Annotated in this window: 23 protein-coding genes and 2 tRNA genes; 10 read left to right on the forward strand and 15 right to left on the reverse strand. The window is 62.5% G+C overall.

Annotated features, from left to right (window positions below; translation table 11 throughout):
- Window position 1 precedes the first annotated feature (1 nt).
- From FJ977_RS02525 to FJ977_RS02535, 3 genes are all read right to left on the reverse strand, one after another.
- Window positions 2-1,189 carry an amino acid ABC transporter permease gene (locus tag FJ977_RS02525; protein ID WP_140768256.1) on the reverse strand — a complete coding sequence of 396 codons (1,188 nt, stop codon included), beginning with the start codon at window positions 1,187-1,189 and terminating at the stop codon, window positions 2-4.
- Between the two features lie 63 nt (window positions 1,190-1,252).
- Entirely contained in the window at window positions 1,253-2,281 is a 1,029-nt protein-coding gene (locus FJ977_RS02530) for an amino acid ABC transporter substrate-binding protein (RefSeq protein WP_056563038.1), read from the reverse strand.
- A 362-nt stretch (window positions 2,282-2,643) separates the two neighbouring features.
- Window positions 2,644-3,804, reverse strand: a complete 1,161-nt coding sequence (locus tag FJ977_RS02535; protein ID WP_140768258.1) for a glycosyltransferase — start codon at window positions 3,802-3,804, stop codon at window positions 2,644-2,646.
- Window positions 3,805-4,205: 401 nt separating this feature from the next.
- Here FJ977_RS02535 and FJ977_RS02540 point away from each other — a divergent pair, with 401 nt between their 5' ends.
- The 5 genes from FJ977_RS02540 (at window position 4,206) to FJ977_RS02560 (ending at window position 8,423) form a co-directional block, all read left to right on the forward strand.
- Window positions 4,206-5,387 carry a cystathionine beta-lyase gene (locus FJ977_RS02540; RefSeq protein ID WP_140768260.1) on the forward strand — a complete coding sequence of 394 codons (1,182 nt, stop codon included), beginning with the start codon at window positions 4,206-4,208 and terminating at the stop codon, window positions 5,385-5,387.
- Between the two features lie 225 nt (window positions 5,388-5,612).
- Complete coding sequence (locus tag FJ977_RS02545) at window positions 5,613-6,692, forward strand: HPP family protein (protein ID WP_140768262.1); 1,080 nt, start codon at window positions 5,613-5,615, stop codon at window positions 6,690-6,692.
- 93 nt (window positions 6,693-6,785) lie between these two features.
- The gene (locus tag FJ977_RS02550; protein ID WP_181179507.1) at window positions 6,786-7,472 is read left to right on the forward strand and encodes an RNA polymerase sigma factor; all 687 of its coding nucleotides are present in this window, start codon (window positions 6,786-6,788) and stop codon (window positions 7,470-7,472) included.
- 106 nt (window positions 7,473-7,578) lie between these two features.
- The gene (locus tag FJ977_RS02555; RefSeq protein ID WP_140768264.1) at window positions 7,579-8,103 is read left to right on the forward strand and encodes a DUF4142 domain-containing protein; all 525 of its coding nucleotides are present in this window, start codon (window positions 7,579-7,581) and stop codon (window positions 8,101-8,103) included.
- Window positions 8,100-8,423, forward strand: coding sequence for a cupredoxin family copper-binding protein (locus FJ977_RS02560; RefSeq protein ID WP_140768266.1), 324 nt, complete (start codon window positions 8,100-8,102; stop codon window positions 8,421-8,423). The genes FJ977_RS02555 and FJ977_RS02560 overlap by 4 nt, the downstream gene beginning before the upstream one ends.
- On the opposite strand, the gene FJ977_RS02565 is transcribed toward FJ977_RS02560, so the two are convergent.
- On the reverse strand, window positions 8,384-9,277 hold the full coding sequence (locus FJ977_RS02565) for a crotonase/enoyl-CoA hydratase family protein (RefSeq protein ID WP_140768268.1): 894 nt from the start codon (window positions 9,275-9,277) through the stop codon (window positions 8,384-8,386). The genes FJ977_RS02560 and FJ977_RS02565 overlap by 40 nt on opposite strands.
- Before the next feature lie 79 nt (window positions 9,278-9,356).
- On the opposite strand from FJ977_RS02565, the gene FJ977_RS02570 reads away from it, so the two are divergent.
- Entirely contained in the window at window positions 9,357-9,929 is a 573-nt protein-coding gene (locus FJ977_RS02570; RefSeq protein ID WP_140768270.1) for a TetR/AcrR family transcriptional regulator, read from the forward strand.
- 8 nt (window positions 9,930-9,937) lie between these two features.
- Here the strand turns inward: FJ977_RS02570 and FJ977_RS02575 are convergent, their stop codons facing one another.
- The 7 genes from FJ977_RS02575 to FJ977_RS02610 all read right to left on the reverse strand — a co-directional run bounded on the left by FJ977_RS02575 (window position 9,938) and on the right by FJ977_RS02610 (window position 16,678).
- Window positions 9,938-11,008: a sugar-transfer associated ATP-grasp domain-containing protein gene (locus tag FJ977_RS02575; RefSeq protein ID WP_140768272.1), complete on the reverse strand. Its 1,071-nt coding sequence runs from the start codon at window positions 11,006-11,008 to the stop codon at window positions 9,938-9,940.
- A gap of 160 nt (window positions 11,009-11,168) precedes the next feature.
- The gene (locus FJ977_RS02580) at window positions 11,169-12,395 is read right to left on the reverse strand and encodes an anion transporter (RefSeq protein WP_140768274.1); all 1,227 of its coding nucleotides are present in this window, start codon (window positions 12,393-12,395) and stop codon (window positions 11,169-11,171) included.
- Window positions 12,396-12,523: 128 nt separating this feature from the next.
- Window positions 12,524-13,486, reverse strand: coding sequence for a glycosyltransferase family 4 protein (locus tag FJ977_RS02585; RefSeq protein WP_140768276.1), 963 nt, complete (start codon window positions 13,484-13,486; stop codon window positions 12,524-12,526).
- A gap of 214 nt (window positions 13,487-13,700) precedes the next feature.
- The gene (locus FJ977_RS02590) at window positions 13,701-14,489 is read right to left on the reverse strand and encodes a GGDEF domain-containing protein (RefSeq protein ID WP_140768278.1); all 789 of its coding nucleotides are present in this window, start codon (window positions 14,487-14,489) and stop codon (window positions 13,701-13,703) included.
- A gap of 176 nt (window positions 14,490-14,665) precedes the next feature.
- Window positions 14,666-14,887 (reverse strand): hypothetical protein, encoded by a 222-nt coding sequence (locus FJ977_RS02595; protein WP_140768280.1) that lies wholly within the window; start codon window positions 14,885-14,887, stop codon window positions 14,666-14,668.
- Window positions 14,888-16,246: 1,359 nt separating this feature from the next.
- Window positions 16,247-16,323 (reverse strand) — tRNA-Arg (locus tag FJ977_RS02605).
- A 49-nt stretch (window positions 16,324-16,372) separates the two neighbouring features.
- Complete coding sequence (locus FJ977_RS02610) at window positions 16,373-16,678, reverse strand: ETC complex I subunit (protein WP_015318428.1); 306 nt, start codon at window positions 16,676-16,678, stop codon at window positions 16,373-16,375.
- 124 nt (window positions 16,679-16,802) lie between these two features.
- On the opposite strand from FJ977_RS02610, the gene FJ977_RS02615 reads away from it, so the two are divergent.
- Window positions 16,803-16,879, forward strand: a tRNA-Pro gene (locus tag FJ977_RS02615).
- Window positions 16,880-17,360: 481 nt separating this feature from the next.
- Here the strand turns inward: FJ977_RS02615 and hdaA are convergent.
- From hdaA to FJ977_RS02630, 3 genes are read right to left on the reverse strand one after another with little or no spacing between them, the layout of a single operon-like run.
- Complete coding sequence (gene hdaA, locus FJ977_RS02620; protein ID WP_140768284.1) at window positions 17,361-18,065, reverse strand: DnaA regulatory inactivator HdaA; 705 nt, start codon at window positions 18,063-18,065, stop codon at window positions 17,361-17,363.
- 1 nt (window position 18,066) lies between these two features.
- Entirely contained in the window at window positions 18,067-19,269 is a 1,203-nt protein-coding gene (locus FJ977_RS02625) for an AI-2E family transporter (protein ID WP_140768286.1), read from the reverse strand.
- Entirely contained in the window at window positions 19,241-19,798 is a 558-nt protein-coding gene (locus tag FJ977_RS02630; RefSeq protein WP_140768288.1) for a CDP-alcohol phosphatidyltransferase family protein, read from the reverse strand. Before FJ977_RS02630 ends, FJ977_RS02625 begins: the two co-directional genes overlap by 29 nt.
- A 209-nt stretch (window positions 19,799-20,007) precedes the next feature.
- On the opposite strand from FJ977_RS02630, the gene purM reads away from it, so the two are divergent.
- The 3 genes from purM to FJ977_RS02645 are packed head-to-tail and all read left to right on the forward strand — an operon-like array spanning window position 20,008 to window position 22,346.
- A complete protein-coding gene (gene purM, locus FJ977_RS02635) occupies window positions 20,008-21,117 on the forward strand; it encodes a phosphoribosylformylglycinamidine cyclo-ligase (RefSeq protein WP_065004974.1) in 1,110 nt (369 codons plus the stop codon).
- Window positions 21,114-21,821 carry a phosphoribosylglycinamide formyltransferase gene (purN, locus tag FJ977_RS02640; protein WP_140768290.1) on the forward strand — a complete coding sequence of 236 codons (708 nt, stop codon included), beginning with the start codon at window positions 21,114-21,116 and terminating at the stop codon, window positions 21,819-21,821. Before purM ends, purN begins: the two co-directional genes overlap by 4 nt.
- Before the next feature lie 15 nt (window positions 21,822-21,836).
- Window positions 21,837-22,346, forward strand: coding sequence for a histidine phosphatase family protein (locus FJ977_RS02645; RefSeq protein WP_140768291.1), 510 nt, complete (start codon window positions 21,837-21,839; stop codon window positions 22,344-22,346).
- 49 nt (window positions 22,347-22,395) lie between these two features.
- On the opposite strand, the gene FJ977_RS02650 is transcribed toward FJ977_RS02645, so the two are convergent.
- Window positions 22,396-22,635 carry a DUF680 domain-containing protein gene (locus FJ977_RS02650; protein ID WP_140768293.1) on the reverse strand — a complete coding sequence of 80 codons (240 nt, stop codon included), beginning with the start codon at window positions 22,633-22,635 and terminating at the stop codon, window positions 22,396-22,398.
- Between the last annotated feature and the right edge of the window lie 120 nt (window positions 22,636-22,755).

Below are 22,755 nucleotides of genomic sequence, written 5' to 3' on the forward strand. Positions count from 1 at the left end.
TCTACCTTTCCACCAGCGCCATTCTGGCGTTGACCACGTTCATGACGGCCGAGGTCACCAGGCTGAGGATGAGATAGGCGATCATCATGATCAGCACGCCTTCGACCGCCTGTCCGGTCTGGTTCAGAACCGTGCCGGCTGTCGCCGTCAGGTCCGGATAGCCGATGGCGATCGCCAGCGACGAGTTCTTGGTCAGGTTGAGATATTGGCTGGTCAGCGGCGGGATGACGATGCGCATGGCCTGCGGCACCACAACCAGCCGCAGGATAGACCCGGATCGTAGCCCGAGGGCCGCCGCCGCTTCGGTCTGCCCCTTGTTGACACCCCTGATGCCGGCGCGCACGATTTCGGCGATGAAGGCCGCCGTGTAGCAGGACAGCGCCAGATAGAGCGACAGGAACTCCGGCTTGACCTGGAAGCCGCCGGTCAGGTTGAAGGTGGATTGTTTCGGAAGATCAAAGCTCAGCGGAAAACCGCTCAGAATGTAAGCGAGCAATGGCAGGCCGACGATCAGCGCCACGGAAGTCCAGAACACCGGAAATTGCTGGCCTGTCACCATCTGCCGCTGACGCGCCCTGCGGGCGACGAACCACGCCATGGCGATGCCGACAAGCAGAGCGACGAAGATCAACCAGGAGCCCTCGCCCCACACTGCGCGGGGAAAATAGAAGCCACGCTGGTTGAGGAAGGAGCCGAAGGGCAGATGATAGCTGTCACGCGGTGCCGGCAGCACCGCCAGCACGCCGGAATACCAGAAGAAGATGACCAGCAGCGGCGGGATGTTGCGGAAGACCTCGACATAGACCGTGCAGATCTTCTGGATCAGCCAGTTCTGCGACAAGCGGCCGATGCCGATGACGAAGCCGATGATCGTTGCGGTGATGATGCCCGCGACGGCGACGATGATGGTGTTGATCAGGCCGACGAGGATGGCGCGGCCGTAGGTCGAGTCCGACGTATAGGCGATCGGCGTATCCGAGATGTCGAACCCGGCGCGTCCCCTGAGGAAGCCGAAGCCGGAGGCGATGTGGAGGCGCTGCAGATTGTCGATGACGTTCTGCACGATCCACCAGACAGAGCCGAACAGGACGATGACGACCAGCGTCTGGAAGAAGAGACTGCGGACTTTCGGATCATTGATGAAGGAAGCCCGGCTGGGCTCTTCGCGAAGAACTTCCTGCGATGCCATGTGACCGTCCCCTGGAAAGAGAAACCGGAAGGCAGAGTATCTGCCTTCCGGATCACATTTCGGTCAGCGGATCGGCGGAGCGTATTGGAGGCCGCCCTTGGTCCACAGCGCGTTGATGCCGCGCGCGATCTTGAGCGGGCTGCCCGAGCCGACATTGCGATCGAACATTTCGCCGTAATTGCCAACGGCCTTGACGATGTTGACGACCCAGTCATTGGAGACGCCGAGATCGGTGCCGATCTTGGTGTCGGCCTCCTGGCCGAGCACGCGCTTGATCTCCGGGCTGGCCGAATTCTTCATCTCATCGACATTGGCCTTGGTGATGCCGAGCTCCTCGGCGTCGAGCAGCGCGAAATAGGTCCACTTGACGATATGATACCACTGGTCGTCGCCCTGGCGCACGGCCGGGCCGAGCGGCTCCTTGGAGATGATCTCGGGCAGCACGACGTGATCGGCCGGCGAGCCGAGCGTCAGGCGGATGCCGTAAAGGCCCGACTGGTCGGTGGTGTAGACGTCGCAGCGGCCAGCATCATAGGCGGCATTGACCTCTTCGAGTTTCTCGAAGACGACCGGATTGTACTCCATCTTGTTCGCCTTGAAGTAGTCGGCGAGGTTGAGTTCGGTGGTGGTGCCGCTCTGCACGCAGACGGCGGCGCCCGAGAGCTGGAGGGCCGAATTGACGCCCGGCAGCTTCTTGGCGTTGATCATGAAGCCCTGGCCGTCATAGTAGGTGGTGCCGACGAAATTCAGGCCGAGCGCGGTGTCGCGGTTGATGGTCCAGGTGGTGTTGCGCGACAGGATGTCGACCTCGCCGGACTGCAGCGCGGTGAAGCGTTCCTTGGCGCTGAGCGGCGTGAACTTGACCTTGGTGCCGTCACCGAAGACGGCGGCCGCGACAGCGCGGCAGAAATCTGCATCGATGCCCTGCCAGTCGCCCTTGTCATCCGGCGCCGAGAAGCCGGCCAGACCGGTCGAGACGCCGCACTGGATGAAGCCCTTCGCCTTGACGGTGTCGAGCGTCGTGGCCGACGCTGCCGACGCCATCAATCCAAGCGTAGCGGCGCCAAGAATGCCGATAGCAATATGTTTCATGACCCACAGACCCTTTTCTCTGTTTTTCAGGCAAACCCTGATCTTTTTTCCCGTGTGAACGCAGCTCCCATCCCGGCCCATTTCCGGAACCCCGCATCGTAACCGACGCGCCGCCTCCCATTCACGAATGGCATCGAAGGCGATAATTCCTGTGAGGTCAAGGAAAATGACCGAATCCGAACGTGTTTGAAAATCGATTGCCTGAAATGCCCGAACCGCAGACAAACGCGCTCGATATCCAAGCCGTGACCCCATAAATCTGCCGGGCGGACTGCATGCAAGATCCTCTGTGACCCGATAGCCAACTTATTATTACTGCACAGCAGCGCATCAACGCTGCACCAACAGCCGACATTTCTTGATCAGCTGGCGCTCAAGCGCTCGATTTTGCCGACAGCATCGTGAATGCTCCACATGGTCCCGATCTCGTGAGCGATCCGGCCAGCAGCGGCTCGAATTCTGGAATCGGCGAGTGCTCTCTCTATTGCCGCGCGCAGCGATGTCGTATCGGGGTTCGGCAGCGCGATGCCTGCGCCGGCTGCTTCCACCCTCCGCGCATTTTCGGGCTGATCGGCGTTCAAGGGTGTGAGGACGATCGGCAACCCGTTTGCCAATCCGGCCAGGACCGTGCCTGCACCGCCGTGGCAGACGAGAGCCGCTGCCCGTGGAAATATCTCGCGCTGAGGTACCCAAGCCTCGACCGTCACATTCTCGGGAACGGCACCGAGCAGCGACCGATCCATCTCCGCGCCGGTCGAAAACAGCGCCCGAACAGGCAAGTCCGCGACGGATTTCAGGGCCGTGCGAAACAGCTCGTGATTCTTGGACGATCCCGCCGCCAGCGTGCCAAACGTAATGAAAACCAGCGGTCTTCCATCGTCGAGCGCCCATGTCGGAACGGCACTTTCCGGGTCCAGGCTCTCCCTCTCCGTCCGCACACGGAACGGCGCCAATGAGCCGACCGTCTCCACATCGCCGTCCAGGGACGCGGGAAATGACGTGAAAGTCGGCGTGGCGCGCAGAGCCGCCCCGACATCCGGTTCGAGTCCGGCTTCCTGACGCAGGACGTCAACCGGCGCCACTGCGCTTGCCATTGCGACCGCTTCTGAAAGACCGTTGATGGTCGCGACGCTGGCAACCGGAATGTCATTCTCCGCGGCCACAATCGCGGCCGCAAACTCCAGCGACTCACGCACGATAACGTCCGGCTTCCAGGTCCGGAACGTTTCGCGAAGCCCTGGCAGTGCGGCTCGCGCGTTGAGGTCTGCGAAAACGTCGCGGACCATTGTGCGGCCCATTTCCTCGGCGGTCATATTGGAGGTCGTCGCCCATACCTTGCCAAGTTTCTCGTCACCCGGATGACCGAAAGGCGCGTGCGCCAACCCTGTGTCCCGAAGTATTGGACCGGCGCTCTCCGGTGAGGCGAACAAAACTTGATGGCCGTGCTTCATCAGCGTATGCGCGTAGGGCAGCAATGGTCGTATGTGGCCTGTCATCCGCATGGATGAAAATAGGACGCGCATGCCGCTCCCCTGATCTTGTAAGCAGACCGACTTTGCAGACCGTCCAAGTGACGATGTGCATGAAATGAATGGACCCTGTTTTACAAAACAAAGCAATGCCGCGGCATGTCACCCTCGGCCCACTCGCGACCGGTCAAATCGGCGGATGGCGTTGCCCGAGACGTGATCCAAGCTCCGAGACCGAAGCCCGAGCCATGCGCTAGGAAGCGATTATGACTGGACCGGTGTCAAGCCGTTGCTGCTGCCCGACAAATCGCGCGAGGTCGGCGGGCACATGACAGAAGACGGCCTCCGCGAAAGAAATTGGCATATCCGAAGTCGGTTTCCTGGCGAACGCCATGCTGTTGCACGGCCCATGCCGCCGCACTATGGCTAGCGGCTTATCAGAAGAGGCAAGATGAATGGCAAAAGACGGCAACGAGCAGGGTTCAGGCAAAGTGGGCATCAACACGCGGCTTGCCCATTCGGGTAACAACCCGCACGACTATTTCGGTTTCGTCAATCCGCCGGTCGTGCATGCCTCGACGGTGCTGTTTCCCAATGCCGCCGCGATGGCGAGCCGCAGCCAGAAATACACTTACGGCACGCGCGGCACGCCGACGACGGACGCCCTTGCCCAGGCCATCGACGCGCTGGAAGGATCCGCCGGCACGATCGTGGTGCCGTCGGGCCTTGCGGCGGTGACCATTCCGCTGCTCGCCTTCGTATCGGCCGGCGATCATCTGCTGATCGTCGACAGCGTCTACCATCCGACCCGTAATTTCGCCGACACCATGCTGAAGCGGCTCGGCGTCGAGGTGGAGTATTATGATTCGCGTATCGGCGCCGGCATCGCCGCCCTGATCAAGCCCAACACCAGGGTGGTGTTCACGGAATCGCCGGCGTCCAACACATTCGAGGTGCAGGACATCCCGGCGATCGCCAAGGCGGCGCATGCGGCCGGCGCCATCGTGATGATGGACAACACCTGGGCGACGCCGCTCTACTTCCGGCCGCTCGACCATGGCGTCGACATCTCCATTCATGCCGCGACCAAGTATCCGGCCGGCCATTCCGACGTGCTGCTCGGCACCGTGTCGGCCAATGAAAGCCACTGGAAGCATCTCTATGAGAGCTTCTGCACGCTTGGCTGCTGCGTAGGCCCCGACGATGCCTACCAGGTGCTGCGCGGCCTGCGCACCATGGGCGTGCGCCTGGAACATCATCAGCGCAGCGCGCTTGCCATCGCGTCGTGGCTCGAAGGCCAGCAGGGCGTGGCGCGCGTGCTGCACCCTGCCCTCCCCAGTCACCCGGACCACGAATTGTGGAAGCGCGACTTTTGCGGTTCGAGCGGCATCTTTTCCATCGTGCTTGCCGGAGGCGGCCAGAAGGAGCAGCACGCTTTCCTGGACGCGCTGCAGATCTTCGGGCTCGGCTATTCCTGGGGCGGCTACGAGAGCCTTGCGGTGCCGGTCTGGCTTGGCGACCGCGTCGTGGCACAAGCCGCTTACGAAGGCCCGCTGATCCGCCTGCAGATCGGCCTTGAGGATGTCGACGACCTGAAAGCCGACATCATGCGCGGGCTGGCCGCAGCCGCGGCCTGAGCGGTGCGCGCGAGCTGACTGCCGCACAGAGTCAGCAAACGGTCGCAAGGCCTTGACGCTGATGACAAAGCGCGAGCCGCTCGCGGCATCCCATTGCCGCGCGGCGCGCAATATTATTCTCCCGGGCCGCGACTTTCCGGATTTGTTTGACTTTCAAATCCGCGGATTCGGCCGCATTGCGTGCTGCACGGCATTCCGACCAATCCATTTGTCACAAAGCTTGCCATGGCCTTTCGTCTTTTTGTCCCCATCCTTGCCGGCGCGACGCTGCGCGAACGCATCCTTGCGTGTATCGGCGCCATGATCGGCATCGCGCTGACCGGCGTGATCAGCGGGCTGGCGATGGGTGGCGGCCCGCACGTGGCCCTGCTGGTGGCGCCGATGGGCGCCTCCGCCGTGCTTCTCTTCGCCGTGCCCGCGAGCCCTTTGGCGCAGCCCTGGTCGATCATCGGCGGCAATTCCGTGTCGGCGCTGGTGGGCGTGACCGTGGCGCATTTCGTCCATGATCCGGTCATTGCCTCGGGCCTCGCTGTAGCTTTCGCCATCGCGGCGATGTCGTTCACGCGCTGCCTGCACCCGCCAGGCGGCGCGGCGGCGCTGACGGCCGTGCTCGGCGGGCCTGCCGTTGTCAGCGCGGGCTTCCTGTTCCCCTTCGTGCCGGTGGCCTTGAATTCAATCATCCTGGTCACGCTCGGCTTCCTCTTCCACAGGCTGGCGCGGCGCAACTATCCGCATGTCGCAGCACCCGCCGCCAACAGCCATGGGACAGCCGATCCGCCGGCGCAGCAGCGCGTCGGCTTCCGGCCCGAGGATATCGACGCGGCACTGACCACGCTCGACGAAACCTTCGACATCGACCGCAACGACCTGGAGCGGCTCCTGAGACAAGTCGAGCTGCAGGCCATGGTGCGCTCGCACAGGACGTTGCTCTGCGAGGACATCATGTCCCGCGACGTCGTGTCAGTGCCGGAGCAGGCCACCATCGAGGAGGCGCGCCAGCAACTGCTCGATCACAATATCCGGACCCTGCCGGTGGTCGACGCGGACGCCCGTCTGGTGGGCGCGGTCGGCCTGCGTGAACTGACGAGGGCCAGCGACACGGTGAAGGGCGTCATGTCGAAGGCCGGCACCGCCTCGCCCGACACGCCGGCGATGAGCCTGCTTCCCGTGCTGACCGACGGGCGCAGCCACGCCGTGGTCATCGTCGACCGCGAACGGCGCATTCTCGGCCTGATCACCCAGACCGATCTTCTGGCGGCGGCCGCGCGCGTTCAGGCCGCAGACAAGGGATTGGCGGCGGCTTAGAATAGCGAAGCCAGGTTGCCGAAATCCGGGAACCTTTTTCCGGCGGGCGCATCCAACGTGCAGTCATGCGCTGTTTGGGGAGATCCGGTCGCGATGAGCAAGCTCGTAATGCCCGCCAAAATGCCGGAGGCGGCTGAAGGCCCTTCCGGCGACGTGCTGCTCGTGCAGCGTGCGCTCGCACGCGAGGCTGGTGCTTTTCGCGTTATCATCAAGACACATAACCAGTTGCTCTACCGGATCGCCCGCGGCGTGGTGCGCAACGACGCTGAGGCCGAGGACATCGTGCAGGAGGCCTATATGCGCGCCTTCGCCAGCCTCGGCTCCTTTCGCGGCGACTCCTCGCTCGCCACCTGGCTGTCGCGCATCGTCATCAACGAAGCCCTCGGCCGCCTGCGCAAGAGGCGCCACACCGTGGCGTTGCCCGAGAACCCGGAAGCGCAGATCATCCGCTTTCCCCTCAATCCCAGCGACGACCCGGAGCGGACCATGGCGCAGCGGCAGATTCTCGCACTTGTCGAACGGGCGACCGACAGCCTGCCCGACATCTACCGCGTGGTCTTCGTGGCCCGTGTCATAGAGGGCCTCAGCATGGAGGAAACCGCCGATCTGCTCGGCGTGCGGCCAGAGACCGTCAAGACAAGGCTGCACCGGGCGCGCACCCTGTTGCGCAAGGCGCTGGACGACGAGATCGGCCCGGTGCTGCTCGACGCCTTCCCCTTCGCCGGCCGCCGCTGCGAACGGCTGACCCAGTCCGTGATGAGACGCCTGGGCTTCGAATGATCCTGCTCTGATTTTGCGGGAACGTTTCTCCCGGCCGCGCATCCAATCAGCGTCAACTGAAAAATCGAGCTCGGCGCCTCCGCGCGGCCGGGCGAAGGAGAATGCCATGCTCACCCGACATACCGCGGCCCTTGCCGCCCTGCTTCTCGTCAGCGCTGCCCCGTTCGCGCAAGCCGCCGACAAGCCGACCGACCCGCAGATCGCCCATATCGCCTATACAGCCGGCGTCCTCGACATCGAGGCGGCCAAGCAGGCGATCAAGACATCGAAGAACAAGGAGGTCGTCGCCTTCGCCAAGGACATGGAGCGCGACCATGAGGCGGTGAACAAGCAGGCGCTCGACCTGGTGAAGAAGCTCAAGGTGAAGCCCGAGGACAACGCCACCAGCCAGGCGCTGAGCAAGGCGGCGGAGGCCGAACGCGCCAAGCTCGCCAAGCTGACGGGCGCAGCCTTCGACAAGGCCTATATCGAGAATGAGGTTGCCTATCACAAGCAGGTCAACGGTGCGCTCGAAACCCTCCTCATCCCCTCGGCCAGCAATGCCGAGCTGAAGAGCCTGCTCGAGACCGGCCTCAAGATCTTCCAGGGCCACGAACAGCACGCCGAACACGTCGCTGGCATGCTGAAATGAAAGCGGACGTCTTGATCCATCCGTCCTGGCTGGCCGCCCTGGCGCTGATGCTTACAGCGGCGCCGGCGGCGGCCGCGACCATAGAGGTCACCATCGACAAACTCGTCTTCTCGCCGGCGACCATCGATGCGAAGGTCGGCGACACGATCGAGTGGGTGAACAAGGACGTGATTGCCCACACGGCCACGGTGAAGGGCGGCTGGGAGGTGATGATCCCGCCGAAGAAGTCGGCAAGCCTGACGTTGAAGGCGGCGGGCGCGGTCGACTATTTCTGCCGCTTTCACCCCAACATGAAGGGCCATCTCGACGTGTCGCCCTGATCAGCGGCCCTGTCGAGCCGTAGCGAGGCGCGCCTGGCCTCGTCAGGTCGGGCGACATGTGTCCACGAGCCATCGTAACTTGCTTTGCGCCGCTCGATCCAGGCATCGAGCCCTTCGCGCAAATCAATGGTCGGAGCCATGCGGGCGAACTGCTCGGCTTCGACCAGAAGGCCTTCGGCGATGCCGTGGTTGAGCCCGCGCGCCACGGCGGTGAGAATGCTCGCGACCGCAAGTCCGGAGTGCCGAAGGATACGCCTGGCCAGATCAAAAGCCGCCGGCATCAGGTCTTCGTGGGGGACGACCTGGTTGACAAGACCGAGTTCAAGAGCACGCGGCGGCGGAAACCAGTCCCCCGTCAACAGCAATTCGAGCGCCCGCTTGCGCCCGGCGAGCCTCGGCAGGCGCTGGGTGCCGCCGAAGGTCGGCGGCATTGCGAGGTTGATTTCCGGCTTGGCGAACAGGGCGCGGTCGCTGGCGATCGCCAGCGGCACCGCTTCGGTGATTTCGCAACCTCCGCCAAAGGCAATGCCATTGACGGCGGCGATGACGGGCTTGCGGAAGGCTTCGAGCCGTGCCGTCAGCCGCTGGCCGCGCATGACGAAGTCCCGTAACGCTGTGTCGGTACCGGCGGCAACGCTGCCCGAGAATTCGTGGATGTCGCCGCCGGCCGAGAAGGCCCGCTCTCCCGCGCCGGTCAGAATGATCGCGCGAATGCCGTCGTCGACTTCAATGTCATCGAGGATCGCGAGCAGGCGATCAATCAGGGCATAGTTCAGCGCATTGAGCTTTTCAGGGCGGTTGAGGGTAAGAACAGTCACCCCGTCGCGGGTCTCGTTCAGGACAAGATCGGTCATGGTTCTTCCTTTCCAAATACGATGGGAAGGGACCACGCTTTCGATTGTATGTATATTCACTAGTCGGTATACATGACGTATGATCCAGGCACAAAGCCCCACCCGCGAACGCATCGTCGAAGCCGCGACCAAGCTCTTCTACGCAGAGGGAATCGGCCGCGTCAGCGTTGATGCCATCGCCGAAAAGGCGGGGCTCACCAAACGGACGCTTTACTATCACTTCAAGAGCAAGGACGACCTGATCGCCGCCTATCTCGATGGTCGCGACCAGCCCAATCTGCGGCAGATGGCCGGCTGGTTCGATGCGGCGGAAGGTGGCGCGGATCACAGGGTCGAAGCGATCTTCACCAACCTTGCGCGGGTCGCGCGTCATCCAAAATGGAAAGGATGCGGCTTTCTGCGCACGGCCGCCGAACTCGCCTCGATGCCCGGTCACCCGGCTGTCAAGGTCGGAGCACGTCACAAGTCAAATTTTGAAGCCTGGCTGGCTGGCGCGTTGTCCGACCACGGCATCAAGGAACCACGCGCGGTGGCCCGCGAGATCGTGCTGCTGATAGACGGCTCGTTTTCGATCATGCTGATCCACCGCAATCCCGACTATATAGAAGCCGCCGGGCACGCCGCCGCCACTCTGGTCAGGGCGCGCATTTGAGGCAGGAACTAAGTGCTTCTTGGTTTGTCCCTAATTCCCATTTCAGCCCAGAATGCGCGTTGCTCGGGTGTTCGTCTCAAGCTCGCATGACTTTCATGTATTGCCAGACCAGGGGTGGTGTTGGCCTCGACAATGACGATGTCATCGTTCGTCAACGCGACATCCCACCCGATGAGGCCCGGATAGGGTAGTTGGCTTGCCAGCCTCAACATACGCGACTTGACAACATCCCAGTTGGGTATGACCGCGTTGCGGATTTGGACACCAGAGTCCGGATGACGTTCACTGACTTGGCGGCCCCTCGTTTCCGAATTGTAAGAGAGGCCGGGGCCAAGAACGCCGTTCAGCGGATCCACCAGCGCCGAGATTCCGCCACGCCCGATCTTCCAGTTGTCGGTCGGGTAGGTTTCCGGACGGCCCATCTTCATGGTCGCCGCCAATATGACAGTGCGGTGGTTGGAAAAATGCGTCCCGGTCAACACCCGAAGCGTGTTCAACGTGGGTGGAAAAAATGTCTCGCTCCATGTTCCCTGTCGGATGATCTCCGAGATCGTGTAGGCATCGGGCTTCTGGCGCAAAAAACCGTCAAGCCATTCCCGAGCGTGCACGTTGCGGCCATTGACCTGCAATCCTTCGGGGGCATGAACGAGCCTTAATGCACCTTTCGCGTGTCCGCCCGCAGCAGGTTTGAGAAACAATTCACCCTTCTGATTTACAAGCGAAAGTATCGTTCCAAATTCAAGACGTTCTTCCGGTTTCGCGAGATCAACAAGATGCTGGCCGGCCACATAGTGCGTCATTGGCGGCGCTACGGAGGGCATGACATGGTCAAGCCATGCCTTTTGGTTCAGCTTATTGAACAAGAACTGGTCAATGCGATTGTTGTAGGCTGCGAGCCGGCGAGTGTACAAACTGAGGGGGGTATATTCTTTTCGAAGAAACGCCTGCTCCTCGAGCATGATCAATGCTTGCGACTGGTGGCCTCGAAGCAAGCCGCGCAACCGCCAGAGGCCGCTTGGCGCTGGGTCCTCGAATTCGGTCCGTACAAAAGCGCTGTATGCACGCCATCGACGTGCCATTGCGACCACCGCCCCCAAAGGATCACCTCTCCCACCACAACTCAGAAACTGCCCCAAAATCTATCGTGAGCACGCCGGCGCCAGATATCAAGTCCGCACGCCGAGTTTGTGTTCATGGTGCGCGGCCGAATTGGTTCCGAGAGCTAACGGCTGCTTTTTCTTAATGCCCCAGCGCCAGCCATGCCGTGCCGGCCACGAGCGTGATCAGCGTCAACGGCAAGCCGACCTTGAAGAAGGCACCGAAAGACAGTTGTGTGCCGGCGGCCCTGGACTGTTCGGCGACGATCAGGTTGGCGACCGAGCCGAGCAGCGTGAAATTGCCGGCGAGCGTGGAACTCATCGCCACCACCAGCCAGGCCCGTTCGGGATTTTCCAGCCCGGGTATGAAGGGTCGCAATGCCAGTACGGCCGGCACATTGCTCATGATGTTGGAAAGCACCGCGGTGAATCCGGATAGCCGCCAGACGTCATCAAGGCCGAGATTCTTGGCCGAGGCGATGATGTCGGGCGTGAGCAGCGTCCTTTCTGCGCCGGCAACCACCACGAACAGACCCGCGAACATGAACAGCAGCGGTCCGTCGATCTCGCGGTAAATACGCGCGGGCTTGATGGCGCGGGTGAGCAGGAGAATGGCGCCACCGATCAGTGCCGCCTTGGCGACGGGAACGCCGGCGAAGAAGGCAACGGCCAATCCGATGCAGACGATCACCGCCTTCAGCACCTGCCCGCGATGCATGCGCCCGCGCGACACATGCGGCGTCAACTCAGCGCTGCGGGTGAATTCTGTGCGATAGACGATGCGCACGATGACTATGACCGCGACCAGGCCGAACAGGGCGACCGGCGCGAGCGCCGCCGAAAAGGCGGGATAGGAAATGCCCGACAGCGCGCCGATGACCATGTTCTGCGGATTGCCGGTGATGGTGGCGACGCTGCCGCAGTTCGACGCGGTGGCGGTGGCGATCAGATAGGGGATCGGGTTGCGGTTGATGACGCGGGTGACGTGGACGACGATCGGCGCCATGACCAGGCAGATGGCATCGTTGACCAGGAAGGCCGACAGCACGCCGGTCAGCAGCGAGACCATGACCAGCAGCATGAACGGCGCGTGCGCGTGTTCGATGGCGATGGCGCCAAGGCCGCGAAAGGCGCCGGAGACCTTCAGATGCGCGACCACGATCATCATGCCGAGCAGAAGCGTGATGGTGTCGAAATTGATCGCGCGGTAGGCGTCCTCCATGCTGATCGCGCCGATGGCGATCATCGCGGCGCCGCCAAGCAGCGCAATCCCCGCCCGGTCCAGACGCAGTCCAGGTATGCGGCCGACAGCTACGCCGGCATAGGTCAGGACCAGGATCAGCAGTGCCGCCGCGCCCATCAATGTCATTGGTAAGAAGCCCCGCTCGATCTGGTGGCGCCGATGCGGTCCGCCCGGTGGTTCTTTTGCATGTCAACTTTGGCGATGTCGAGATTGATGACAAACGGAGTGGGCAGCTGTCGTTGCGGGCGGTATCGCTAACGTCGGTAGAAATCCAGTCGCTGTTGCAATGCCTGCGGCGAAAACAGCCGCTCGACAGTCTGCCGCGCTTTGTGGCCCACACCAGCCCTCAGCGCCGGATCGGCCTTGAGCTCGGCCAGGATTTGCGCCGCCTGTTGCGTCGTCTCGAAGAGAAAACCGTTCTCGCCATGGATGATATGGTCGGCATAGCCGCCATGCGAATGGCAGACCACGGGCAAACCGCAAGCCATCGCCTCGAACACCACGCGGCCGAAGGTCTCCACATGCGAGCCGGTGCGGTAGTAGAAGACGTCGAGCGTCGGCAAGAACTGTTCGGCGGCAAACTGGCCTTGCGGCAGGAGTTCCAGCTGCGGATGTGGCGTGAGCTTGTCCTTGAGCGGCGTCCCGCCCTGGATCCGCACCGCAACGCCATCGGCCAGCAATGCCTCATAAAGCGCCGCATCGTCGGCATGATGCTTGTCCGCCGTGTCGCGGCTCAGACGCCCGACCGTGAACGGTCGATCCGACCTTGCCGGCCATGGCGAGAAACGCTCGATATCGATCGGCGACGGATGCACGACGCCTTCGACCTGCAGCATGCGCTTCTGAAAATCGGAGATCAGCACCAGTTCGGCGTCGGGCCAGCCCAGCAGGCGCGGCATGCCGCTCGTCAGCGCGATGATTTTTGGGTGGAAGGTGTTGAAGACATAGATCAGCCGGCGTGGCCGCCGGATCAGGTAAGGCCAGATCTTGTTGCGCCAATGCGCGCCGAGGAAGACGTAGGTGCCGCCGTCCGGCACGTCGCGCTCTGCCGGCGAGACGCGGTGAATCGGGAATTGCCGCATCAGTTCGTCGGACACGCGCGAAGAGGTTGCCCAAAGACGCACCTGCTGGTCGGCGCTCAACAGCCGGTACAGGTCGAGGGTTTCGCGCTCGCTGCCGCCAAACGGGTTTTGAAAACTGTTGAAGAGATGGATCATGATCGCCGCGCTTGCCTGGCCTTGCCCGGGGCCATCCCGCCACTCGTTCGCCGGCACCGAAAGGTCGCGACTGCGCCAGCGGGCCGGAAGACCGAGGAGATCAAGAAAGCAGAAATGTCTCTGGCGATGCCCAATACATCACCTTAGCCGGAGGAAGCACACCGACAAGAAGGCGTCAAGGAAGCGGCCGCCTTCACGCGTTGCAAGGCTGCCTTCAATGCACCGTGGCGACGCTGGGCTGAGATACCAGGGCGGCTTCCGCCGGGTCGAAACTGACCTGGTCGCGCCCATTCGACTTGGCGGCATAGAGCCGTCGGTCGGCGGCCGAGAATATCGCCTCGTAGGTGGTCGGGCCACTGAAGCTGGTGCCGCCGATCGAGACGGAAAGCGGACAGGCGCGGCCGCCGGGCGAAAAGTCCATCTCGCGGATCCGCCGGCGGATCCCTTCGGCAACCAGCCAGGATTGCGAGGGGTCGACACCGGGAAGAAACACGCCAAACTCCTCGCCGCCGATGCGGCCGACGATATCACTGCCGCGCAATTGCCCCTTGATTGCCTGCGCGATCAGCTTGAGCGCCTGGTCGCCGCAGTCATGACCGAGACGGTCGTTGATCGACTTGAAGTGGTCGGCATCGATGATCAGCAGCGCGCCGGAACGGGCATGCTCCTGCTTGCGGGTCTCCTCGAGATAGGCCTCGACCAGCATCGAGAAGGCTCCGCGGTTCAGCACCGCCGTAAGACTGTCGGTCGCGGCGATGACGCTGAGTTCGCGTTGGGCTATGGCCAGTTGGCGGATCTTCCACATGAGAAGAAACAGAAACGAGCCGCCCAGCACCAGGGGAAGAAGCAGGTCCGTCAGTTGCGCGCGCCAGACAGCCTCGGGCGAGAGATAGGGGAAATTGAACGAATCAACAAAAAACGCCACGGCAATGAAGAATGCCGTGCCGGCCGCGGTGACAGCGATCACCCTGCCCCAGCTGGTCGGCGACAGGTCGAGCTTCATCCCATTCCACTCCGTTAGCCGCCTCTACTATGACGTGCCAACGCAAACAAAATGATAAGACTTTCCTTCAATTCGAGATCAGTGAGCCGGAGCACGCCCGCCCTATCGGTGGTCGTGCTCCGGCGGTGAAAGCAGTTCGGTGCTTAAATTTCGCGCGATGCGGGAGTTCCCGAACGTCAACGGCCGGGCGCCGGTCGACTCGCCTCCACAACGAAGGATGCGGCGATCAAGTCGTCGGCATCCAGTCGTAGCGAGCCGTCGCCTGCTCCCATGATGGCGGCGACCTTGTGGAAGGTCTTCATCTCATAGTCGGAAATTTCGGCATCCTGCATTCTGGCCTTGAGTTCAGCGATACGCCGCCCCAAGGCAGGGGACGTTCCAATTTCTCGTTTCGACATGGCCTGGCTTCTCCTCCCCCAACCCGCACTTGTTTTGCCCCGCCCATTCGCTGGCCCGCACATTGCCCTTTTATGAGGTTCCGCGAATACAAGGCCCCGAACGCCTCATGGGGCCTAAGGTTCCAATCTCGGCAGATCACGAAATAATTCCGGATCGCCCGTCGAGCTTTGCGCACCGTCAACAGCCATCTGTATGCTGTCTCGTTCTGGATCAGCCAAGTTGGCATCGCAATTGCGTGGCCGGGATCAGCAGGGGGAACAAAGCACCCGGCATGATCCCTGGGCGGGCGACCTGCCGTCGAGAGAGGCGCGACGGGTTTCGTGAGATCTTCCGAAGCCGCCGGTTTTTAAGGTAAGTCCATGGCCGACAACAAACCGTCTTCCCCATCCGTAGAAATCTCCCGATCCCTGGGCGAGTGGTTTGTCCGCATCGTAAGAACGAACCGCAACACGTATTCCAGAGCCTTCGAACGGGAGGCCGATGCAGTCGCTTTCGCTGAGGATCAGCGTGCGCGTCTGACATTGCAAAATCCCACCAGCATCTAGTCGTGCGGAACTGGTACCTTGGCGCAGTGAACGATGTGAGATCCTGTTTAGCGCTTTGCCCTTCTGGACTGGCTCGGGGTCAGGAATCCACCCATTATCAGGTCTAAGGCGTCGAGTGCCTCTTCATCGAGCAAATTTGTCAAGGCCACTCCACCAACGAGCACAACCTCGTCGTTGTCTATGTCGTAGACCTCCCAGAGCCCATCCTTGACCCTTCGAATTGCGTGCCGACGCTGCATAAGGGTGTCCTAATAGGCGAGTCTCGGAAACTCCTGCAAGAAAATCGGTCCGGGTGCTCGGATTAACGGTGGAAAACTATGATCCAAACCCAACTAGCGGGTTTAGCCATGCCTTACCAGCGGACCAGTTCCTCCAAGTTCCATTGCGAAACGAAAAACCCGAACGGTGGCAGACTTCTTGCGAAAGCTGTTTGCGTGTTTAGCAAAGCAGCCATCACGGGCGCGGAAGCAAACGCCAGGACACCAGGGGCCGGATCGTCCGAACGGCCGTGGGAACGGGGAACTGCACACGCGCGTTAACATTCGTTAACATCTCTAATTTAGCATCCGCTCATTATGCGTTTCTCCATTCTACTCTTTTGCTGGTTGGCATTCTTCGGTTGGGACTTCGCCGCTCACGAAGGTCAGTTCACCATCGGGCTCGGAACACGAATCGTACGTTTGTTTCAGTAGCCGGCCGTTGGCCGGAGTTCGATCTCGACATCGAACGCCCTGCAAAGACATACCAGCTGGTTGATCTGGAGACGGTTCGACAGGCAGATTCTGCTCGCAGATCGGGTATCTTTGAAATTGTTGGCGATCCCGACAGGATTCGAACCTGTGACCATCGGCTTAGAAGGCCGGTGCTCTATCCAGCTGAGCTACGGGACCGCTGGCCGGCCAAAAAAGGGCCGGCTGGATATCTGGCGCTGGCCGCCGTTCAATGCGTCCAGGGCGTCCTGCGGTCATAGCGGAAATTTTCCGCATAGGAAATCTGGCGGCGCTTGGTCTCTTTCGGCTCCTCGACACGGAAGGCAAGCCCTTCCTTTTCGGCGTAAGCCACGGCCTCTTCCCGCGTGTCGAAGGTGAGCCTGATCTGGCTTCTCATATCTCCAGAGGTCGTATAGCCCATCAGGGGATCGATCTTCTTGCGCATCTCGGGATCGAATTCCAGCACCCAGTGGCCGGTCTTGGCCTTACCGGACTGCATCGCGGTTTTGGCTGGGCTGAAAATGCGCGCGGACATGGCCACCTCATTGTTGTGCAAGGCAGCATCGCCGCCCTTTGCCCGTCATTACTGCGCAATGCGCATGGCGGCAAGGTTTTTGCACTTGCCATGCAGCACCGAAATGAATAGGCAACAGACCGTTCGGAGTGTAGCGCAGGCTGGTAGCGCATCTGGTTTGGGACCAGAGGGTCGGGAGTTCGAATCTCTCCACTCCGACCATCCCTTAAAAAAACGCAGTATCGATAGCCATTGGCGTGATCGCATGGTCATTTTTGGCCGCTTCCGGCCGTGCGGCGATGCCACGGTGGGCCGCGACGATCAGGGCCTCGGCGGCCTTTCTTGCCGGGCTTCGCCCAGCCGCGCCGCCGCATGGCCGTGGCGGATCAGAATGGTCGCGGCCGCCGCACGGGTGATCGCTCGATACGTTTGAAGGTAAGCTCGCCGGGCGAGAACCCCAACAACCTCATTCCCGGCGAGCCTACAACCTGATTTGGAACGCAATCAGGACCGGGGTCAGCCGGCAACCTAGCGGTGCAAGATGGATGCCAGCTGTTATTTCCCAAAATGGGACACGCTTCGCGTTTGCCGACCGTCTGAACACCGAGTCACCCAGAGCGCGTTGCACCAAAACATCGATGCGGCCCGCTCCATGTCCTGTTTGTGCATGTCGTGTCCCAAGGGCACGTCTGGGCGACATGCGTCAAATCTCGAACGCGCCCTGCCCTTCGTCCATGGCGCTGACCGCTTCGGCCGCCAGCGCCCGCGTGATCGGCGTCTTGCGCTCGAGCGCGGTGCGGTCCAGCCGCTCCACCACGCGCATGGCGGTCGCCAGCGAGCGTTCGATGCGCCGCACCAGATACTGCACGACATGCGGCTCGACCTCGACCTGGCGGTCGGCGAACAGCTTGGTTATGACGCCGGCGAGCAGGAGATCATCGGGCTCGTGGATTTCGACCGTCGCCGCCGCTTTCAGCCGCGAGGCGAGATCAGGCAGGGAAACACCCCAGGCCGACGGAAAACGGCGCGCCGTCAACAGCAGCGTCGAGCCGGCGCCACGCACCGCATTGATCAGATGGAACAGGCCTTGTTCGTCGATCGCGCCTGTGTCGACATCGTCGATCAGCACCGGCCGGGCGCCAAGGTTTGCAATGCTGTCGCCAATGCGTGCGGCATTCACGGCCACCGCGTTGGCACGCGCGCGCCAGATGGCAGCCAGATGCGTCTTGCCGGAGCCGGCGGGACCTGCCAGCACCACCACCGGCGCCGGCCAGTCCGGCCAACGGTCGACCAGCGCCGCCGCCTGGTTGTTGGTGCCGGAGACGACAAGTTCGTCGCGCGAATACCCGGTGCCGTGGCCGAGATCGAGCGGCAGCTGGCGCGGCGGGTCGGTTCGCTGAGCAGTCACTTCAGCGACGCGGCTGCGTGCGGTGGCCGCCGCCGCGATCTGCCGGCAATGGCGGCAAGGGCTCGGTCGCGCGGCCCTTGTAGAGCGGCGATTCGAGATAGCGGGCGATGGCAAAGCGCACCAGGACCGCGACGGCCGCGGAAGCCGGAACGGCAATCAGCAGGCCGACAAAGCCGAACAGCGCGCCGAAGGCGAACAGCGCGAACATCAGCCATACCGGATGCAGGCCGACGCTTTTGCCGACCAGCCTGGGCTGCAGGATGTTGCCTTCGATGAACTGGCCGATGAAGAAGACCACAGCGACGGCGACGATCATCGTCCAATCCGGCCAGAACTGGACGAAGGCGACGCCGACGGCCAGCACCAGCCCGGTCAGCGAGCCGACATAGGGGATGAAGGAGATCAACCCGGCGAACAGGCCGATGAGGATCGCAAAATTCAGCCCGGTCAGCGTCAGGCCAGTGGCGTACATGGCGCCCAGCACCAGACAGAGCGTGCCCTGGCCGCGCACGAAGCCGGCGGTCGCTGTGTTGATGTCACGCGCGATGGCGCGCACGGTCGCGACGTTGTCACGCGGCACCCAGCTGTCGATGACCGCCACCATGCGGTCCCAGTCGAGCAGCATGTAGAAGGCAACGACCGGCGTCACCACGAACAGGCTGACCACCGAGACCAGTGCCATGCCGGAACTCCACAGCGAAGTGAATACGGTGGTGATCAGGCCGAAGCCCGAGGTCAGCAGCGAATTCAGTCCGTCACGCAAGCCATTGGCATTGACGCCGAATCTCTGCTCCAGCCATTTCGGATCAAAGGAGGTGATCAGGCTCTGCAGGCGGGTGAGATATTCCGGCAGCTTGCCGGCGAAATCGGCCATCTGCGTCGCCAGCACCGGAATGAGGATGACGAAGGCCAGTACCAGCACGATGAGGAAAGTGATGAGGATGACCACCGTCGCCATGAAGCGGGACAGGCCGAGCCGCTGCAACCGGTCGGCGACCGGGTCGAGGAAATAGGCAAGCACCATGCCGGCGACGAAAGGCAACAGGATGGCGCTGAAGACATAGAGGAAAAGCGCCAGGATCGCCGCGCCGGCCAGCCAGAAGAAGATCTGGCGGCGGAACGCGGAGGACGCGGCAAGATCGGCAGCCGCGGCCTCGATCACTGCCGCTTCTTTCTCAGATGTCCTGATTGGAGCTTTCGCCATAGCCGCTCATATGCCTCAGCCAAGCCACGAGATAGGCTGCGGCCGAAGCCACGGTCAAGACCCCGGACAGCAATATGAGGCCCTGCCTCAAAGGGTCGAGGCGCACGGCAAAGGCGAGTTCGCCCAGCACAACCGCCGCCAGCACGATCTGGATGGCTGTATTGGCCTTCGATACCAGAAACGGCTTTATCTCGACGGGATGAGCCATTACCGTGGACAACAGGATCGCGCAGACGATCAGCGCATCGCGCGATACCATGGTGACGACCAGCCACAGCGGCAACTGCCCGGTGAAGCCCATGACGACGAACACCGAAACCAGAAGCAGCTTGTCGGCCATCGGGTCGAGATAGGCACCAAGCCTGGACTGCTGGTTGAAACGGCGTGCGATAAAGCCATCGACACCATCCGACACGCCGGCAATGACGAAGCCGGCAAAGGCCCAGTCCCAGCGCGCCTGCAGCATGGCCAGCACCACGGCAGGCACCAGGACAAGGCGCAGGATGCTGATCAGGTTGGGGATGGTCAACGTATTGTCCCGCCATATTCTCTTTCGGGATAGATGAGGGAGACGGAAGGGCGACACAAGGGAGAAGCAGTCCGTTCCAAGCGCGAGCGCCATGCGGGATGCCAGGCTATCCACGTTTTTGTCAGGCCAAATGGCGCTCGGTTCGGCCGTTATCCTTGCGGACCGAAACCGTTCATGCGAAGAGCCCGCAAACGAGCAGGAAAATTGTGATGAGCAAGCGCGAAACTGGCCAGCACAAAACGGGCCAGTCCAAAACGAGCAAGCGCAGGAACGGGCTCACCTATGCCGAGGCTGGCGTCGATATCGATGCCGGCAATCTCATGGTCGAGAAGATCAAGCCGCTGGTGCGCGCCACGCGCCGGCCGGGCGCCGATGGCGAGATCGGCGGTTTCGGCGGCCTGTTCGACCTCAAGGCCGCCGGTTTCACCGATCCGGTGCTGGTCGCCGCCAATGACGGCGTCGGTACCAAGCTCAAGATCGCCATCGATGCCGGCAAGCACGACACGATCGGCATCGACCTCGTCGCCATGTGCGTCAACGACATCGTGGTGCAGGGCGCCGAACCGCTGTTCTTCCTCGATTATTTCGCCACCGGCAAGCTCGACCCCGACCAGGGGGCGGCGATCGTCGGCGGCATCGCCGAAGGTTGCCGTCAGGCCGGCTGCGCGCTGATCGGCGGCGAGACGGCGGAAATGCCAGGCATGTATCACGGCAAGGATTATGACCTCGCCGGCTTTGCCGTGGGCGCGGCCGAACGTGGCCAGCTTTTGCCCACGGACGACATTGTCGAAGGCGATGTGCTGCTCGGCCTCGCCTCCTCCGGCCTGCATTCGAACGGTTTCTCGCTGGTGCGCCGCATCGTCGCCGCCAGCGGCCTGGCATGGAGCGATCCGGCGCCATTCAACGACGAGGCGACGCTGGCCGAAGCGCTGCTCGAACCGACCCGCATCTATGTCAAATCGATCCTCAAGGCCATCCGCAACACGCACGGCATCAAGGCGCTGGCCCACATCACCGGCGGCGGCTTCCCGGAAAACATTCCGCGCGTGCTGCCCAAGGACTTTTCGGCCGAGCTCGACCTCGAAGCGATCGACGTCCCGCCGGTGTTCTCGTGGCTGGCCAAGACCGGCGGCGTGGCGCCGGAAGAGATGATGCGCACCTTCAATTGCGGCGTCGGCATGATCCTGGCGGTCGCGTCCGGCCAGGCGGCACAGGTCGCCGCCGTGCTGCAGGAAGCCGGCGAGACAGTGACGCCAATCGGCCGCATCGTGCCGCGCCGCGATGCCGGCGTCATCTATCGGGGCTCGATCGGCCTATGAGCAGAAAACGCACAGTCGTCCTGATATCAGGGCGCGGCTCCAACATGACCGCGCTGATCGCCGCCGCCAGCGACCCGGCCTTCCCGGCCGAGATCGTGGGCGTCATCTCCGACAAGGCGGACGCTGCCGGCCTCGGCATCGCCAAGGCGCGCGGCATCACCACGCAGGTCATTGCCCGCGCCGACCATGGCAGCAAACAGGCGCATGACGTGGCGATCGACGCCGCGCTTAACGCCTTCAATGCCGAGATCGTGGCGTTGGCCGGCTACATGCGCATCCTCACGTCAGGCTTCGTCCAGAAATGGCAGGGCCGCATGATCAACATCCACCCTGCCCTGCTGCCGGCGTTCAAGGGCCTGGACACCCATGCGCGCGCGCTGGCCGCCGGCCTGCGCATCCATGGCTGCACTGTGCATTTCGTCACATCCGAGATGGATGACGGGCCGATCATCGCGCAGGCGGCCGTGCCGGTGATGGTTGGCGACAATACGGATGCGCTGGCTGCCCGGGTGCTGAAGGCCGAGCACCGGCTTTATCCGCTGGCCCTTGGGCTGGTCGCCGAGGGCAAGGCGCGCATGGAGGGCGGGCGCACGATGCTTGCCCACTTTGCCGATGACGCCGACAACGGCACCTCGGTGGTGATGGCGCCCGACCCGCTGCGCGAGGAAGCCGACCTGGAACATCTGGCGCGGATCACGCCCTGAGCCGAGAGTGCGGCGATGAGACAACTTCTTCTCCTGCGCCATGCCAAATCGAGTTGGGACGATCCTGATCTCGACGACTTCGATCGGCCGCTCGCCGAGCGCGGATTGAAGGCGGCCAAATTGATGGGGCGCGAGCTTGCGGCGCGCGACTGGCTGCCGGACCAGGTGCTGGTGTCGTCGGCGCTGCGCACCCGCGACACCTGGCGGCTGGTCGCCGCGGAGTTGCCCGCGCATCCACGGGTCGCGTTTGCCCAGCCGCTCTATGAAGCTTCGGCTGCTGATATTCTGGGCCAGATCCACAAGGCCGACCGGTCGAGCGGCTGCCTGATGGTGGTTGGCCACAATCCTGGACTGGAGAACCTGGCAAAACAGCTTGCCGGTCCGGGCTCGGATGCCAAGGCGAGCAAGAGGTTCGAGGAAAAGTTCCCCACGGCAGCCCTCGCGCGCTTTGTCTTCGACGGCGAGTGGTCCGCCCTGGGCTCCGCGCGGCTGACGCATTGCCTGCGCCCGAAGGATTTGGGCTAAAAGCCCATGCCGGGCGGATGCGGCGGACAAGTCCGCCGCATCCGAACCCTCAGTTCCCCCAGATGCCCTGGCCGGGTTCCGGCCAGTCGGTGGCGGTCTTCATCTTGGCGTCGGCTGCCTTGTGCTCGGCCATATCCGTGTTCTTGACCGCGCCGGTGACGGCATGATCGACGCCGGCAATCGAAGCAACCGGCTGGTTGGCATTGTCGGAGCCAAAGTGGTCGCTGCCGGCAAAGGCGCCGCCTGTCGCAAAGAAAAGAGCGAGGGCAGCGAAAGCAATCTTGTTCATTTCAATCTCCTGTTCATCCGTTGGGCGGCGTCTTGGGAGGACGGTTCCGCTGGGGATAAGACCCGGGGCCACCCGGTTTTATTCCTGGAGGTGGACGCTTTTTCTGCCGGATGCGCAGAT

The organism is Mesorhizobium sp. B2-1-3A (assembly GCF_006442655.1).
Classification (GTDB): domain Bacteria; phylum Pseudomonadota; class Alphaproteobacteria; order Rhizobiales; family Rhizobiaceae; genus Mesorhizobium.

What these genes read in the sequence shown, in the direction of transcription:
- FJ977_RS02625 (WP_140768286.1), bottom strand. Translation starts at nt 19,269, where the DNA reads ATGGCGAAAGCTCCAATCAGGACATCTGAGAAAGAAGCGGCAGTGATC.
- FJ977_RS02645 (WP_140768291.1), top strand. Translation starts at nt 21,837, where the DNA reads ATGAGACAACTTCTTCTCCTGCGCCATGCCAAATCGAGTTGGGACGAT.
- FJ977_RS02565 (WP_140768268.1), bottom strand. Translation starts at nt 9,277, where the DNA reads ATGACCGATCTTGTCCTGAACGAGACCCGCGACGGGGTGACTGTTCTT.
- FJ977_RS02590 (WP_140768278.1), bottom strand. Translation starts at nt 14,489, where the DNA reads ATGAAGCTCGACCTGTCGCCGACCAGCTGGGGCAGGGTGATCGCTGTC.
- purN (WP_140768290.1), top strand. Translation starts at nt 21,114, where the DNA reads ATGAGCAGAAAACGCACAGTCGTCCTGATATCAGGGCGCGGCTCCAAC.
- FJ977_RS02650 (WP_140768293.1), bottom strand. Translation starts at nt 22,635, where the DNA reads ATGAACAAGATTGCTTTCGCTGCCCTCGCTCTTTTCTTTGCGACAGGC.
- FJ977_RS02570 (WP_140768270.1), top strand. Translation starts at nt 9,357, where the DNA reads ATGATCCAGGCACAAAGCCCCACCCGCGAACGCATCGTCGAAGCCGCG.
- FJ977_RS02545 (WP_140768262.1), top strand. Translation starts at nt 5,613, where the DNA reads ATGGCCTTTCGTCTTTTTGTCCCCATCCTTGCCGGCGCGACGCTGCGC.
- FJ977_RS02610 (WP_015318428.1), bottom strand. Translation starts at nt 16,678, where the DNA reads ATGTCCGCGCGCATTTTCAGCCCAGCCAAAACCGCGATGCAGTCCGGT.
- FJ977_RS02555 (WP_140768264.1), top strand. Translation starts at nt 7,579, where the DNA reads ATGCTCACCCGACATACCGCGGCCCTTGCCGCCCTGCTTCTCGTCAGC.
- FJ977_RS02575 (WP_140768272.1), bottom strand. Translation starts at nt 11,008, where the DNA reads ATGGCACGTCGATGGCGTGCATACAGCGCTTTTGTACGGACCGAATTC.
- FJ977_RS02560 (WP_140768266.1), top strand. Translation starts at nt 8,100, where the DNA reads ATGAAAGCGGACGTCTTGATCCATCCGTCCTGGCTGGCCGCCCTGGCG.
- FJ977_RS02540 (WP_140768260.1), top strand. Translation starts at nt 4,206, where the DNA reads ATGGCAAAAGACGGCAACGAGCAGGGTTCAGGCAAAGTGGGCATCAAC.
- purM (WP_065004974.1), top strand. Translation starts at nt 20,008, where the DNA reads ATGAGCAAGCGCGAAACTGGCCAGCACAAAACGGGCCAGTCCAAAACG.
- FJ977_RS02525 (WP_140768256.1), bottom strand. Translation starts at nt 1,189, where the DNA reads ATGGCATCGCAGGAAGTTCTTCGCGAAGAGCCCAGCCGGGCTTCCTTC.
- FJ977_RS02550 (WP_181179507.1), top strand. Translation starts at nt 6,786, where the DNA reads ATGAGCAAGCTCGTAATGCCCGCCAAAATGCCGGAGGCGGCTGAAGGC.
- FJ977_RS02535 (WP_140768258.1), bottom strand. Translation starts at nt 3,804, where the DNA reads ATGCGCGTCCTATTTTCATCCATGCGGATGACAGGCCACATACGACCA.
- FJ977_RS02595 (WP_140768280.1), bottom strand. Translation starts at nt 14,887, where the DNA reads ATGTCGAAACGAGAAATTGGAACGTCCCCTGCCTTGGGGCGGCGTATC.
- FJ977_RS02580 (WP_140768274.1), bottom strand. Translation starts at nt 12,395, where the DNA reads ATGACATTGATGGGCGCGGCGGCACTGCTGATCCTGGTCCTGACCTAT.
- FJ977_RS02585 (WP_140768276.1), bottom strand. Translation starts at nt 13,486, where the DNA reads ATGATCCATCTCTTCAACAGTTTTCAAAACCCGTTTGGCGGCAGCGAG.
- FJ977_RS02530 (WP_056563038.1), bottom strand. Translation starts at nt 2,281, where the DNA reads ATGAAACATATTGCTATCGGCATTCTTGGCGCCGCTACGCTTGGATTG.